Here is a 14,184-nt window from a genome sequence, read left to right as displayed (position 1 = left end):
TTTTACTATTCGGTAATTTATTCAGCTTGCCTAGTGACAATAACGTTGGCTATACGATATTAAAGATAGAGATAACAAAAAGGAGGTTCTATGTTAAAGCTGATTTACTTCGTTCCTGATGAGTATCTGGATTCTACCAAACAAGCAATCTTTGCCGCCGGAGCAGGAGGAATAGGAGATTATGAACATTGTGTATGGCAGGTAAAGGGAATTGGGCAGTTTAGACCAATGCAAGGAGCGGACCCACATATTGGTCAGGTCGGAAAAATTGAACAAGTAGAGGAATGGCGGGTAGAATCAATTGTACCTGAAGAAAAAGCTGCTGCTGTTGCTCGGGCGCTAAAGAACAGCCATCCTTATGAAGAACCAGCATTCGAGTTTATTCAACTTCTCAACATACAATAGCAGAGCTGTTTTCAGCATCTTTTATGAACAAGCTAAAGCTGTAATAGGCGATTGAAGCAGGTTTTATTTTAAGAAAAATTTCCTTTTAAAATCTATTACCTTAGCCTACTTACCGCTCTATACAAAATAACTTGTTTATACTTGTCTGCTTACTTTTATTAATAAAGTAAGCAGAAGCAAGAAAACCTATTTTACTTACTTGTACTCGATGACGCTCATGAAAACTTTTTAAACTTTTTGTATAAAAAGTTTGCGATCAAAACGGTACTGTGGAAAGAATACACCATCTTTGGCCCGTTCACCTGCAGCAATCACCATGATTGGATATTGCTGGTCATTTAGTTCCAAAATCTGGCGTACCATCGGCTCATCAAAACCTTCCATCATGCAACTGTCAAAACTGTAGGCACGTAAAGCCAGTACCAGATTTTCACATGCCAGCGCTGTGGTCTTGCTTGCCCAGAGTTTGGCATCTGCAGGACTAAATGCAGAGACTGGCATCTGCTTATCCAGACTGCGCGCCACTTTAAAAGCAACTTTCTTAAAGTTGCCAAAAGCATTCAAATAGCCCGTTTTATAGTTATACGGAATATACTTGTAGTATTTCTTGATTGCTGGCGGCGCTTCTGGAAAAGGAAATTCATTGACATTACGTTTTGCCATTTCATCAATGCGGTCTGTACGTGCAACACAGACAATCAGTTCAGATGCAGTTTTGGCAGCGAGCTGGCTCATACAGGCTTTTATCAGCTGCTGTTTTTTATCAGGATCTTGAACTACGTAAAAAGTCCATGGTTGCAGGTTGGATGAATTGGGTGCCAGTAAGGCTAAATCCAGACATGCATCCAGCACATCTTCTGGAATGGGCTTGTCAGTAAACTTGCGTACTGAACGGCGACTTTCTACAACTTTTTTGAACTGCTCAACGTTAATATCCTGAGGTGCAGGTTCATAGTAACGTTTCTTTTCTGGCTGTTCACTGTCTTGGGTATAATTTTCAGTATTTGGCATAATTAAACAGTTCAATTCAATAGGAAGATTTAGAGAAAATCCTCAGAGGCAGAGGAGTATAGACAACAAAAAATCTGGACACATCTCAGGTATCCAGATTTGAGCATAAAACTTAATTGAACTGTGTAAAGTCAGGTTTACGTTTTTGCATAAAAGCCTGTACAGCTTCCATCATTTCAGGAGATTTAACGCGCTGCATAAAAATTTCAGCTTCTTCATCAATGCACTCAATAATATTAGCTAAATCTTTTTTCATTAGCGCTTTAGTCTGTTTAATGGAGGCAAGCGGTAACTGAGTTAGATATTCGGCAGCTTTGTGAGCATAATCATAAACATCATTTTCAATAATCAAGTTAATAATTTTGGCATCTTCATAGATGTCATCCTTAATCACACGATTGACCAAGCCTACCTGTTCGGCAGTTTTTGCTGTGAATTTTTTAGCACTAAACAGCAGTTCAGCAGCACGATGGTAGCCTGCCTGCTTAACAAGAAGCTGACTTGCTGCACCTTCTGGAGAAAGACCTAAACTTACAAATGGAATCTGGAAAATAGCATCATCATCACTGTAGACCAGATCGGCATGCAACAGTATAGTTACTCCTATACCAATAGCTACCCCCTTAACCGCTACAATTAAAGGCTTTGAAAATTTTGTTGCTGATTTAAGCAAGACAAAAGGGGGCATATTGCCTGCTTTATCCTGTAAAGGCTGCTGGGTAAACTGCATGAAATCTTTCATGTCATTTCCTGCAGTAAAGTCATCATTTAAGCCACGAAGTATTACTACCCGTACATCACTAGAAATATCTGCTTCATCAAGTGCCTGAGCAATCCATAAATAAAGCTCACCATATAAGGCATTCTTGGCTTCAGGCCGGTCAATAGCCAGCGTAAGAATTCCGTGAGCCAGTTTTGCTTTTAAATGTTGATGTGGTTGTTGTATACAGCTTAATGTCATCGTACTATCCATGCTTTAAATCATGATTTTATTATGGCTTATTATGTCGCATATCTTTTTTGAAAATGCAACTGATGAGTCATTAAAGCTCAGAACTTATGTCATATACTTTTGATTATCTTGTCTTCATCGGGCGTTTTCAGCCTTTTCATTATGCACATTTGCAGACGGTACAGGTTGCCTTAAGTCAAAGTCAGTATGTGATTCTGGCTTTGGGTTCAGCTCAAAATGAACGGAATCTCAAAAATCCATTCACAGCTTCTGAACGTGAAGAGATGATTTTGTCCAACTTTTCACCAGAAGATCAGAAGCGAATTATTTTTGTTCATGTCATTGATGTCTACAATGATGAAAAATGGGTAAAGCAGGTTAAAGCTTTAGTTAATCAGGTGGTTCAAACTGGCTCTAAAATTGGTCTGATCGGCCATTTTAAAGATGCATCATCATATTATCTGAAACTATTTCCAGAATGGACGATGGTTGAACTGGAGAGTCTGGAAGGTGCCATTTCTGCGACGCCACTGCGCGAAGCCTATTATCAGGGTATAATTAAAACAGAAGCTTTACCGGCGGGTTCACAAAATTTTTTGAAGAATTTCCAGCATGGTCTGGTGTACCGTCAGCTACAGCAAAAATATAAAGAGCAGGACTATAGCAATATACAGTAATGAAGATTAAAACCTTTAAATAATTTAGCAATATTAGAGAGTTTATATGTCGAACCGGTTAAACTTGAAAACACACCTGTAGTCTGCTTCACACCTTTCTTAAAGAAATCAAGCAAGACTAAAGACCACAGATCTATAAAAATGCCGGCTAAAGTGCCGGCTTGCTATTAGAGTTTTTATGGTTTATTCCACTTCACTCATTGTGCGGATATCATCTAATACTTGAGCAGCATGACCAGCTGCGGTGACTTTACGGTAACTCTTCATTAGCTGGTTGTTATGGAACAGGAAGGTAGAACGCTCGATACCCATAACTTTTTTGCCATACATATTTTTTTCTTTAATGACATCAAAATGTTTGCACAGGATTTCATCTGCATCACTGACTAGTTCAATTTGCAGTTCCTGCTTATTGGTAAAATTCTGGTGAGATTTGACTGAATCACGAGAGATACCCACGACAGTAGCGCCCATAGCATCAAACTGATCTTTTAATTCAGTAAACTCAAGGGCCTGAGTAGTACAGCCGGGTGTAGAATCTTTAGGATAGAAATAGAGAACCAACCATGCAGATGGCACTTCAGATAAGTTGATCTCACCATTTGCGGTTGGGAATACGTGGTCAGGTAATTTAATATCTTCAGTACTCATGGTTTTCTCCAAAAACTAGCCACGAATGTGGCTAGCAAAATAATAAGGCAATTATTTTTTTGCCTGCGCTGATTTCATGGCTTCTTGGGTCAGGTTTTGCAGTTTTGAAGTTAACTGTGGACCGAAGCATGCTTGTAAATCACTATTTTGTTTTTGAACAAAAGCTAAACTGCTTGGGCTTTTCTTCTGGTTAATTGTGCTCTGGATTTCCCATTTTTGAGCATTGGTCAATTTACCATCTGCTTCTACAGCACAGGTACAGTATTTGCTTACTTCAGCAGCAGAGAGTTTCTTGCTTTTACCTGTTTCTGTTTTACAAACATTGATTAGGGCAGATTTAACATTTGTGCTTTTATAAGCCTGCTGAAGAGGATTTGCTTCTGCAGCATGGGTATTTACTGTTAACAGAGTAGCTGCTGAGAACAGGGAGGAAAGGAAAAGTTTTGATGCTAAGTTCTTCATAAATTGTACCTGGTGATTACGGTATATAACGTGTAGGGTCTTCAATACCTGCTTCTTGGAAACCTTGTTTACGAAGTCGGCAGCTATCACATTGTCCACAAGCACGTCCTTGGTCATCTGCCTGATAGCAGGAAACCGTCTGGCTATAGTCTACGCCATGTTCAATGCCCAAACGTATAATATTCGCTTTAGATAAATGTAACAGGGGTGTTTCAAATTTTAAAGGTTTGCCTTCTACTCCCACTTTAGTGGCCAAGCGCGCCATATTGGCAAATGCTTCAATAAACTCAGGACGACAATCCGGATAACCTGAATAATCTACGGCATTAATCCCGATTACTATAGCCTCTGCATCAAATACTTCTGCAGCTGCCAAGGCATAAGACAAGAAGATGGTGTTACGGGCAGGAACATAAGTTACGGGTATGCCTGACTGTTCCTGTACAGGGACATCAATATTATGATCTGTCAGTGCCGAACCACCCAGATTACCCAGATCAATATTGATCACTCGATGTTCCACACCCGCACGTTGCGTTAAAGCTTTTGCTGCATCCAGCTCGGTCGTTGAACGCTGACCATATCGAAAACTGAGTGCGATACATTCATAGCGTGCCTGTGCCCAAGCCAGACATGTGGTTGAGTCTAAACCGCCAGATAACAGGACAATGGCACGAGGGCGCATAAGCTGATTCTCCAAAAAAATACTTTACAAAAAATTAACGACCAGTTTCATCATTCCATAACAACTTGTGCAGCTGTAACTGGAAACGAACAGGGAGATGGTCTTCTAAAATCCACTGAGCCAAATCACGTGCCAGTGGCGGTAAACGAACCGCACCTTTTTCGACCGCAAATGCAGGCGAAAACCAAACTGTACTCACTTTGTCTTGAAGTTGGTACTGTTCAAGTTGTTGTTTTGACCATTCATAATCTTCACGATTGCATATTACGAACTTGATTTGATCATGTGCAGTTAAATGATCGAGATTAGCAAGCAAATTCCGTGCAACTTCACCTGAATTTGGTGTTTTTAAATCTAAAACTTTAGAAATACGTGAATCCACTTTGGACACATCTAAAGCGCCACTGGTTTCAAGTGAAACCTGACATCCTAAATCTGCAAGTCGCTGCATCAGGGGTAGGGCATTTGGTTGTGCCAGTGGTTCACCACCGGTCACACAGACATAAGGGGTTTTAAAATCTAGCGTGGTCTGGATAATATCGTCCAGAGACTGACGCTCACCGCCTTCAAAGGAATAGGTGGTATCACAATAGCTACAACGTAATGGACAACCGGTTAAACGGATAAATACCGTTGGCAGTCCTGCGGCATTGGCTTCACCTTGCAATGAATAGAAAATCTCCGTAATGCGTAAACCCGCAGACGGATCAGAGACAGGAATTGCGGAAGATCGAAGCGTATTCATAACAAAACTAACCAATGAGAAATAAATAACCGGATATAAAAATAAAAATCCCTACGATTATTACTAATCGTAGAGACGAGGAGCAGTTGAAGCTCCGAGGAACACAAATGTGTCCTCTAAGTTAAGACATCTTAGTCTTCACGTAATAGATCGTTCAGACTTGTTTTAGAACGAGTTTGTGCATCAACTTTTTTCACGATGATGGCAGCATACAGGCTGTAAGTGCCACACTTAGAAGGGAGGCTACCAGCAACAACGACTGAACCTGCTGGTACACGGCCGTAGTGGATTTCGCCAGTGGTACGGTCATAAATCTTGGTCGATTGACCAATGAATACACCCATTGAAATTACAGAACCTTCTTCAACGATTACGCCTTCAACGATTTCAGAACGTGCACCGATAAAGCAGTTATCTTCAATAATGGTTGGATTCGCTTGCAGTGGTTCAAGCACACCACCAATCCCTACACCACCTGACAAGTGAACATTTTTACCAATTTGCGCACATGAACCGACAGTTGCCCAGGTATCAACCATCGTGCCTTCATCTACATAAGCACCGATGTTGACATAAGAAGGCATCAAGATCACGCCTTTGGCCTGGAAAGAACCTTTACGTGCGACAGCAGGTGGTACGACACGTACACCAGCAGCCTTAAATTGTTCTTCAGTCCAACCTGAGAATTTAGTCTCTACTTTGTCATAGAAACGAAGATCACAAGCTTCCATTGGTTTGTTGTCGTTCAATTTAAATGATAACAATACCGCTTTTTTAATCCATTGATGAACAACCCATTCACCATCGATTTTTTCAGCAACACGTAAAGTACCATTGTCTAGACCAGCAATTACTTCCTCAACTGCTTGACGGATTTCAGCAGAGCAATCTGCAGCTGTAAAATTCGCACGGTCTTCAAACGCTTGTTCAATGATTGTTGAAAGCTGCGACATGATCTTCCTTCCAGAAAAAAATTTTCTAGATTTTACACTATATTGCAGGAAAAATAGTTGAAAGCACTAAAAATAGATGAAAAATAACCAAAAGTGTAGAAAGCGTGAAATTATTAAAGTGATAAGTGTACTTTTTCATTATGTTGAAATGTAGGAGAAGTGTTAGAAAAATCCAGGTTATCAACAAGAAAAATTAATTTGTATCAAAAAATAACAAAAGATCAGCAAAACGTGAATAAAAAATATTTTTTAAGTCCTTTATATTGAGCTCATCACGAATAACTAATGATCAAAATAAGTTCTTTTGAGGAGAGAAATAATGAAATCTTTACATAAAATTTTAGCAGTTTCTATTTTGGCTGCAGCAGCTGGTTCTGCTATGGCTGCTGATGAAACGATCGTAACAGATGAAGGTGTAGCATCTTTCTCTTTCTTTAAACCTGCAGCTGTTCGTGCTGAAGTCGGTACTACCGGTTATGGTGGTGCAATTTCCTGGAGTGCTAACCCATATGTAGGTGTCACTTTAGGTTATAACGGCGGTGACATTTCCTGGTCTGATGATCTATCTATTAATGGGACTAAATATGACCTGGATATGGACAATAACCTGACCTATTTAAATGCTGAAATCCGTCCATGGGCAAATTGGTTTTATATGGCGGCTGGGGTAGGTTATATTGATAATGATTATGGTCTAGAACGTCGTCCAGGTACTAATGCTTCATTTACAGTAGGTGGAGAACGCTTTAGCAATCCAACTGGTGCCGATGTTCGTATTAGTGGTGATTTATCCTACAAGAACAACATTGCTCCTTATGTAGGTATCGGTTTTTCTCCCGCGATTACTAATCGTTGGGGAGTATTTGGTGAAATTGGTGCCTACTATAATGGAAATCCAACTGCAAATTTAACTGCTAATCCAGAAGCTTTAATAGCAGTAGGCCCAGGAAGCGAAGGTAACAGTTTAGAAGATGCTCTTGCTCAAGAAGAACGTGATATTCGTAACGACAATAAATACGAATGGTTACCAGTAGCGAAACTAGGTGTGAGCTTCCGCTTCTAATCCAGTCAGCAATAAAAAAACGGACTAAGGTCCGTTTTTTTATTGCTTTTATAATTATTCAATCAAATTTAAAAATTGCTTAAAAACTTACTCTTCTGGATAGGCCACTTTCTTGAGTGCTTTTATGTCAGCTTCAGGTGAACACAACGAAATAAACTCGTAACCATAACCACGTAACAAATGTCCCTTACGAACTGCTAACCAAGTGGTATTTAAACCAAAAATATCAGTTTGAATCTGTTTCAAGCGATAGTCGCGCTCTGCATCATAAGCGACATTATTAACAATGCCTACCCCCATACCGAGTTCTACATAAGTTTTAATAACATCTGCATCAAGTGCAGACATTACTATATCAACTTCAATATTGGCTGCTTCAAAAGCCTTGTCAATTTTAGAGCGTCCAGTAAAACCGCCATGATAAGTAATGATTGGATAGTTAGCCAGATCTTCTAGACGAATATTTTCCAGTTGGGTTAAAGGATGATGCTGTGGAGTAATAATGCTGTGTTCCCATGTATAATATGGAACACTGGCCAGATTTTCTTCTGTTGTCAATGATTCTGTAGCAATACCAATATCAGCTTCCCCCTGTAAGAGCATTTCTGAAATCTCTACCGGACTGGCTTGTTGCAGGATGAGATGAACTTTGGGAAAAGCTTTTTTAAACTGGTTAACAATTGGTGGGAGAACATAACGCGCTTGGGTATGAGTGGTAGCAATGGTAAGTGTACCTTCATCAACTTTGTTGAAATCATCAGCCAACCGCTTGATATTTTCTGCATCGACCAGCATACGTTCAACAATATTTAAAAGAGATTGGCCAGGTTCTGTCAGGCCTAGCAGACGCTTACCTTTACGAATAAAAAGCTGTACCCCCAGTTCATCTTCAAGATCTTTAATATGTTTGCTAACACCTGACTGTGATGTATAGAGTGCCGCTGAGGCTTCAGTCAGGTTAAAATTCTGTCTTACCGTTTCCCGAATAATTCTAAGTTGCTGAAAGTTCATCTGGATTACCTCAAAAAAGAGTGGGGCATATACAGCCCCTTTATTATATTTACGCGACCTGATCTTCAAACAGGTGTAGGGCAGAAGCACTGATCCATACATTCTGCTGTGCCCTGAACTGATGCTGTTTTACTTCTTCTGGTGAAAGCGTGATTTCAATCAGATTACCATTGCGGTCCTGCAATTCTGCTACAACATTACCAGCAATCCAGATTTCACGCAGAAATGTTGCCTGAATCGTATTATCTTGCGGTTGAGCGTGAATACGTAATTCATCAGGACGGGCAAACGCAACAACTTTTCCCTGCGCAATTTCTACACTATGAGGGAGCTGGATACGGTCTTGTCCAATCTGGATAATGCCTTGCTGATATTGCCCTTCAAAACGGTTGGCCTGACCCAAGAAGTCAAATACGAATGGCGTAGCTGGTTTCTCATAGACTTCCCGAGGTGAACCAATCTGTTCAATATTACCTTTATTCATCACCACGATTTGATCAGCAACTTCAAGCGCTTCTTCCTGATCATGGGTAACAAAGATGGAAGTGATATGAAGTTCGTCATGTAAAGTTCGTAACCAGCGACGTAACTCTTTACGAACTTTCGCGTCAAGCGCACCGAAAGGCTCATCTAGTAATAAAACTCGCGGTTCTACTGCAAGCGCACGCGCTAAAGCAATACGCTGACGTTGTCCACCTGAAAGTTGGGCTGGATAACGATCTGCCAGAAATCCTAATTGCACCAGATCTAACAGGCGGGTTACCCGTTTTTTAATTTCAGCTTCCGATGGTCGAGTACTGCGGGGACGTACACGCAAGCCAAAAGCAATATTGTCAAATACGCTCATATGTCTAAATAGCGCATAATGCTGAAATACAAAACCTACCTGACGTTCACGAACATGTACATCAGTCGCATCGCTACCTTCTAGCAGAACCTGTCCGCCGTCTGCCGATTCAAGACCGGCAATAATCCGGAGTAAAGTCGTTTTACCACAACCTGAAGGGCCAAGCAGGGCAACCAGTTGACCTTCAGGAAAATCGAGTGAAATATTTTTTAGTGCATGGAATGCACCAAAGTGTTTTTCAATATTTTTAACTTGAATACTCATGGGGGCATTCCTTAAGAAGAGGCTGAATCATCATTACGCTTAGCTTGTTTTTCCTGCCCGAGTTCTACCCAGGTTTTCAGGATTAATGTCACAATTGCCAGTAATGCCAGTAGTGATGACACAGCAAAAGCGGCACTGAAGGTATATTCGTTATAAAGAATTTCGACATGCAGGGGTAATGTATTGGTTTCCCCACGGATGTGACCAGATACAACTGAAACTGCGCCAAATTCACCCATAGCTCGTGCATTACATAAAATTACGCCATAAAGCAGACCCCATTTAATATTGGGTAAAGTCACTTTCCAGAAGGTCTGCCAGCCAGACGCACCCAGTACAATTGCAGCTTCTTCCTCTTCATTACCTTGTGATTCCATTAATGGGATCAGTTCACGTGCTACAAATGGCACAGTAATAAATATTGTGGCTAAAACAATCGCAGGAGTGGCATACAAAATTTTAATATCGTTATCTATCAGCCATTCTCCCAGCCAGCCTTGAGATCCAAAAATTAGGACCAGCATCATACCGGCAATAACAGGCGAAACCGAAAAGGGCAGATCAATAATGGTGGTCAGAATAGACTTGCCTCTAAAGTTAAATTTGGCTACACACCATGCAGCAGCTACGCCAAAGACTACATTAAGAGGTACTGCAATCGCTGCTGTCAATAAAGTCAGTTTGACTGCAGATAAAGTATCCGGATGGACCAGCGCCTGAAAGTAAACTCCGACACCCTGCTTAAAAGCTTCAACGAATACCAGAATAAGAGGAAGAACCAGACAGCTTAGAAAAAATAGCAGACCGATAGTGAGTAATAGATAGCGTACCCAAGCTGCTTCCCTGGTCGCATCGCGTGACTGCAGTTTTTCTGCCAGTGCATTACTATTGGTGGTTAAACTCATCTTGCAGTTCTCCCGGTACGACGGCTGGCCCAGGCCTGCAACAGATTAATCAAAAATAAAATCGCAAATGAAATTAAGAGCATAACCACAGCAATAGTGGTCGCAGCCGCATAATCATACTCTTCCAGCCGTGAAATAATCATAAGGGGAGCAATCTCGGTTTCAAAAGGCTGATTGCCTGCAATAAAAATTACAGAGCCGTATTCGCCCACTCCCCGAGCAAAAGCAAGTGCAAAACCGGTTAAAAGAGCTGGAAATAGAATAGGTAAGATAATTTTAGTAATAGTCTGAAAACGGGTTGCACCTAATGCAGAAGCCGCTTCTTCCAGTTCAGTTTCTACATCGCTTAAAACTGGTTGTACCGTGCGCACGACAAAAGGCAGACCAATAAAAATCAGTGCTAGTGTAATCCCGATAGGGGTGTAAGCGACCTGAATGCCTAAAGGCTCCAAATACTGTCCAATCCAGCCAGTGGGTGCATAAAGAGAAGTTAAGGCAATACCTGCAACTGCAGTAGGTAACGCAAAAGGCAGATCGATCAAGGCATCTACCAGCCGTTTTCCTGGAAAACTGTAACGTACCAGACACCAAGCCAGTAGTAATCCAAAAACAACATTAATAAAAGCGGCCAGCAATGCAGTCGTAAAACTGAGCTGCAGAGATTTTAAAATACGCTCTGAACTCAGAATTTCCCATAAACCATCCCAGCCAATACCTAGCGACTTGATAAATACCGCAGAAAGAGGGATTAGAACAATTAAAGACAGATAAGCAAGGGTAAAGCCTAAAGAAAGACCAAATCCTGGCAGCACTCGGGAACGCTGCAACATGTTAACTCCTCAAAAGAGAGTATGCCCACTTAAAATAAGCAGGTGAAATAAAACTGAAAAAACTGCTCAAGCATATTCATGAGCCTTTAAATTGCAAATCTGAAAAACAACTCAGTGTTATCAGTAATATTGATATTTAAGCTATTTTTCTCTGCAATTAAAAAATCGAAAATCTCCGGAAAAGGCCCGAAGCCGGAAGCTACATTAATATGACCTACTTTACCCAAGCTAACTGGTTTTAGATTCCAGGCATTAGCAAAAAACTGGGCATCTTCAAGCTTAAACCACGGATCATTGTCACTGATGATTAGCTGGGCCGGGACACGGATTTTTAGATTCTGAAAATATTCTGCATAGTTATATTGACTGTTCCGTGCAAAACCGGCCTCACCAAAACGTTCAGGATTAGCTGGAGCGACCAGTACCAGATTTTTGATTCTGTGTGCCAGCTCCGGATATTCGGCAAGTGCGGCGATGCTGGTCAGACAGCCAAAGCTATGCGCTACAATCTGGAGAGGTTCCTGATGCAAACTTACAGTTTTCACAAACTGGGCAATCCATTCCCGAAGTATTGGCATATTCCAGTCTGTTTGCTGTACACGGGAACAGGACCTGAGCTGTCTTTGTAACCAGGATTGCCAGTGTTCATATTCACTGCCACCTACGCCCGGTACAATTACTGTATGTATTGAACTCATGTCTGATCCCCCGGTTTACACAGAACTCTACTTTTGGCTGTTATTGATTTTTACAATCTGGTCAAATACACCGTCATTTTCGAAATGCTGCTTTTGTACCTTATTCCAGCCACCAAATTCTTGATCAATTGTGACCAGCTTCAGCGGTTTAAAAGTACTACTATATTTTTTCAGGACTGCCTCATTACGTGGTCGGTAATAATTACGGGCAACCAGATCCTGTGCATAAGGTGAATACAAGAAGTTTAGATAACCTTTTGCAACATTCAGATTCCCTTTTTTGGCTGCATTTTTTTCTACAATCGCTACAGGCGGTTCAGCCAGAATAGATAAAGAGGGCGTAATAATTTCAAACTTGCCAGGCTGTTCACGTACTGCCAGAAAGGCTTCGTTTTCCCAAGCCAGCAGCACATCACCAATACCACGTTCAGCAAACGTTGTAGTAGCTCCACGTGCGCCAGAGTCAAGCACTTTGGTATTTTTATAAATCTGGCGAACAAACTCCTGTGCCTTGGCATCATTACCCCCTGGCTGGTGCTTTGCCCATGCCCAGGCTGCCAGATAATTCCAGCGCGCGCCTCCAGATGTTTTAGGGTTCGGAGTAATAATTCCTACTCCCGGTTTTACCAAGTCACCCCAGTCTTTTATTCCCTTCGGATTACCTTTACGTACCAGAAATACAATAGTTGAAGTATAAGGAGTGGAATTCTGTGGTAATTTTTTCTGCCAGTCAGCAGGTAATAATTTTGCTTTTTCAGCAATTACATCGATATCAGCAGCAAGTGCCAAAGTCACCACATCAGCTTCCAGCCCATCAATCACCGAGCGTGCCTGCTTACCTGAACCGCCATGAGACTGGCGTAAATTCAGGTCTTGACCGGTACGTTGTTTCCAGTAAGCACCAAACTGCTTATTTACCTGATCATAAAGCTCACGCGTTGGATCATAAGACACATTGAGAAAATCTTTAGCTGCAAAGCTTGCAGTAGAGGCCGAAAGTAATGCTGCAATTATTCCAATTTTTACTTTTGAAAATTTCATATTTTATCCCCAATATTTTGCATAAGCATAAAAACATGAAAGCAGAATAGCGCTAGTCTTTATCCATAAAAAATAATAAAAAACGAATTCATTATGAAAAATAAAGAAAAAGAAAATATACTTCTGTTTCTAAACTAAGTTGCAGAATCAACTGGATACTTCATATCGATGCTGTTTTTCAAGAATGCTAAGAAAATAGAAAATGTTCCTATTGAAGACCGGGCTTTTCAGTATGGAGATGGCTGTTTTACGACAGCCCGGCTGCGGAATAACCAGATAGAGCTGCAAGATTTACATTGGGCTCGGCTGAGGAACAGTTGTGAGCGTCTATATCTTGATGCTGATTTTAACCTGATTGATAAAACGCTTGAACAGCTACAAAATCATTATCCGGTATTGAATGGTACGTTAAAAATACTGATCAGTCGCGGGAGAGGGCAGCGGGGTTATAGTTTGCCTGAACATCCGGCCGATATTTATATACTGTTTTATCCTAAAGCCAGTGAAGTGATTAGACCGCAGCTGATCCGAAGTGGTGTGCTGAATCAGGCTATGGGTTTATGTATGCCGAGTCTGGTAGGTATTAAATCTTTGAATCGTCTGGAGCAGGTGCTACTTAAAAAGGAAGCCGAAATGCAGGGTTGGGATGAGGCACTGGTCACCGATGTGCAGGGAAGTGTTGTTGAAGGCGTGAGCAGTAATTGCTTCGTTTTTCAAAACAATACATGGTTTACACCGGAACTTCGCTATAATGGCATCCACGGCGTGATGCGGGCGACAATCCTGTCACGCATGCAGCGGAAAAATATCGTCTGCGAGCAGCGTTTCATCGACATGGAAAATATTGGGCATTTTCAGAGCCTGTTTTTCTGTAATGCATTAAGCCCCATGAAAATTGTTACTCAACTTGGACAGCGGAGCCTGGATTCCCAGCCTTGTCTGGATTTATTCCGTATTTTGCAACTGGATCAGATTAGCTAGTTT

General features: G+C 41.2%; 17 protein-coding genes. 4 read left to right on the top strand and 13 right to left on the bottom strand.

The genetic code is table 11. The annotated features are described in order from the left end of the window. The first annotated feature begins 90 nt into the window (after positions 1-90). Positions 91-405, top strand: coding sequence for an NIF3 1 (locus N518_RS0102450; protein WP_005027041.1), 315 nt, complete (start codon positions 91-93; stop codon positions 403-405). Positions 406-633: 228 nt separating this feature from the next. On the opposite strand, the gene N518_RS0102445 is transcribed toward N518_RS0102450, so the two are convergent. Continuing rightward, on the bottom strand, positions 634-1,416 hold the full coding sequence (locus tag N518_RS0102445) for a nitroreductase family protein (protein WP_005027039.1): 783 nt from the start codon (positions 1,414-1,416) through the stop codon (positions 634-636). Between the two features lie 112 nt (positions 1,417-1,528). Then, entirely contained in the window at positions 1,529-2,377 is an 849-nt protein-coding gene (locus tag N518_RS0102440; protein WP_026443948.1) for an enoyl-CoA hydratase-related protein, read from the bottom strand. 98 nt (positions 2,378-2,475) lie between these two features. Between N518_RS0102440 and N518_RS0102435 the strand changes: the two genes are divergently transcribed. Further along, the gene (locus N518_RS0102435) at positions 2,476-3,045 is read left to right on the top strand and encodes a nicotinate-nicotinamide nucleotide adenylyltransferase (RefSeq protein ID WP_026443947.1); all 570 of its coding nucleotides are present in this window, start codon (positions 2,476-2,478) and stop codon (positions 3,043-3,045) included. A 183-nt stretch (positions 3,046-3,228) separates the two neighbouring features. On the opposite strand, the gene N518_RS0102430 is transcribed toward N518_RS0102435, so the two are convergent. The 5 genes from N518_RS0102430 to dapD all read right to left on the bottom strand — a co-directional run bounded on the left by N518_RS0102430 (position 3,229) and on the right by dapD (position 6,541). Continuing rightward, positions 3,229-3,696: a peroxiredoxin gene (locus N518_RS0102430; RefSeq protein ID WP_005027032.1), complete on the bottom strand. Its 468-nt coding sequence runs from the start codon at positions 3,694-3,696 to the stop codon at positions 3,229-3,231. A gap of 51 nt (positions 3,697-3,747) precedes the next feature. Further along, positions 3,748-4,158, bottom strand: a complete 411-nt coding sequence (locus N518_RS0102425) for a hypothetical protein (RefSeq protein WP_005019333.1) — start codon at positions 4,156-4,158, stop codon at positions 3,748-3,750. Between the two features lie 16 nt (positions 4,159-4,174). Continuing rightward, entirely contained in the window at positions 4,175-4,843 is a 669-nt protein-coding gene (gene queC / locus N518_RS0102420; protein ID WP_026443946.1) for a 7-cyano-7-deazaguanine synthase QueC, read from the bottom strand. A 34-nt stretch (positions 4,844-4,877) separates the two neighbouring features. Beyond that, the gene (gene queE / locus N518_RS0102415) at positions 4,878-5,588 is read right to left on the bottom strand and encodes a 7-carboxy-7-deazaguanine synthase QueE (RefSeq protein WP_004731687.1); all 711 of its coding nucleotides are present in this window, start codon (positions 5,586-5,588) and stop codon (positions 4,878-4,880) included. A 131-nt stretch (positions 5,589-5,719) separates the two neighbouring features. Further along, complete coding sequence (gene dapD / locus N518_RS0102410; RefSeq protein WP_004731685.1) at positions 5,720-6,541, bottom strand: 2,3,4,5-tetrahydropyridine-2,6-dicarboxylate N-succinyltransferase; 822 nt, start codon at positions 6,539-6,541, stop codon at positions 5,720-5,722. Positions 6,542-6,860: 319 nt separating this feature from the next. On the opposite strand from dapD, the gene carO reads away from it, so the two are divergent. Continuing rightward, a complete protein-coding gene (gene carO, locus N518_RS0102405) occupies positions 6,861-7,604 on the top strand; it encodes an ornithine uptake porin CarO (RefSeq protein WP_026443945.1) in 744 nt (247 codons plus the stop codon). Between the two features lie 87 nt (positions 7,605-7,691). Here carO and N518_RS0102400 read toward each other — a convergent pair whose 3' ends face one another. The 6 genes from N518_RS0102400 to N518_RS0102375 all read right to left on the bottom strand — a co-directional run bounded on the left by N518_RS0102400 (position 7,692) and on the right by N518_RS0102375 (position 13,200). Continuing rightward, positions 7,692-8,615 (bottom strand): CysB family HTH-type transcriptional regulator, encoded by a 924-nt coding sequence (locus tag N518_RS0102400; protein ID WP_005019342.1) that lies wholly within the window; start codon positions 8,613-8,615, stop codon positions 7,692-7,694. A gap of 49 nt (positions 8,616-8,664) precedes the next feature. Beyond that, a complete protein-coding gene (locus N518_RS0102395) occupies positions 8,665-9,726 on the bottom strand; it encodes a sulfate/molybdate ABC transporter ATP-binding protein (protein WP_005404421.1) in 1,062 nt (353 codons plus the stop codon). A gap of 11 nt (positions 9,727-9,737) precedes the next feature. Further along, positions 9,738-10,631 (bottom strand): sulfate ABC transporter permease subunit CysW, encoded by an 894-nt coding sequence (gene cysW / locus N518_RS0102390; protein ID WP_005019344.1) that lies wholly within the window; start codon positions 10,629-10,631, stop codon positions 9,738-9,740. Further along, on the bottom strand, positions 10,628-11,461 hold the full coding sequence (gene cysT, locus N518_RS0102385; protein ID WP_005019345.1) for a sulfate ABC transporter permease subunit CysT: 834 nt from the start codon (positions 11,459-11,461) through the stop codon (positions 10,628-10,630). Before cysT ends, cysW begins: the two co-directional genes overlap by 4 nt. 86 nt (positions 11,462-11,547) lie before the next feature. Next, on the bottom strand, positions 11,548-12,159 hold the full coding sequence (locus tag N518_RS0102380; RefSeq protein ID WP_026443944.1) for an RBBP9/YdeN family alpha/beta hydrolase: 612 nt from the start codon (positions 12,157-12,159) through the stop codon (positions 11,548-11,550). A gap of 27 nt (positions 12,160-12,186) precedes the next feature. Further along, complete coding sequence (locus tag N518_RS0102375) at positions 12,187-13,200, bottom strand: sulfate ABC transporter substrate-binding protein (RefSeq protein ID WP_026443943.1); 1,014 nt, start codon at positions 13,198-13,200, stop codon at positions 12,187-12,189. Positions 13,201-13,368: 168 nt separating this feature from the next. Here N518_RS0102375 and pabC point away from each other — a divergent pair, with 168 nt between their 5' ends. Next, positions 13,369-14,181, top strand: a complete 813-nt coding sequence (gene pabC / locus N518_RS0102370; RefSeq protein WP_026443942.1) for an aminodeoxychorismate lyase — start codon at positions 13,369-13,371, stop codon at positions 14,179-14,181. Positions 14,182-14,184: the final 3 nt, after the last annotated feature.

This window comes from Acinetobacter sp. UNC436CL71CviS28 (assembly GCF_000620525.1).
GTDB classification, from domain to species: Bacteria; Pseudomonadota; Gammaproteobacteria; order Pseudomonadales; family Moraxellaceae; genus Acinetobacter; species Acinetobacter radioresistens.
The sequence above is the reverse complement of the archived record's forward strand: the minus strand, read 5'-3'. Positions and strand labels throughout refer to the sequence as shown.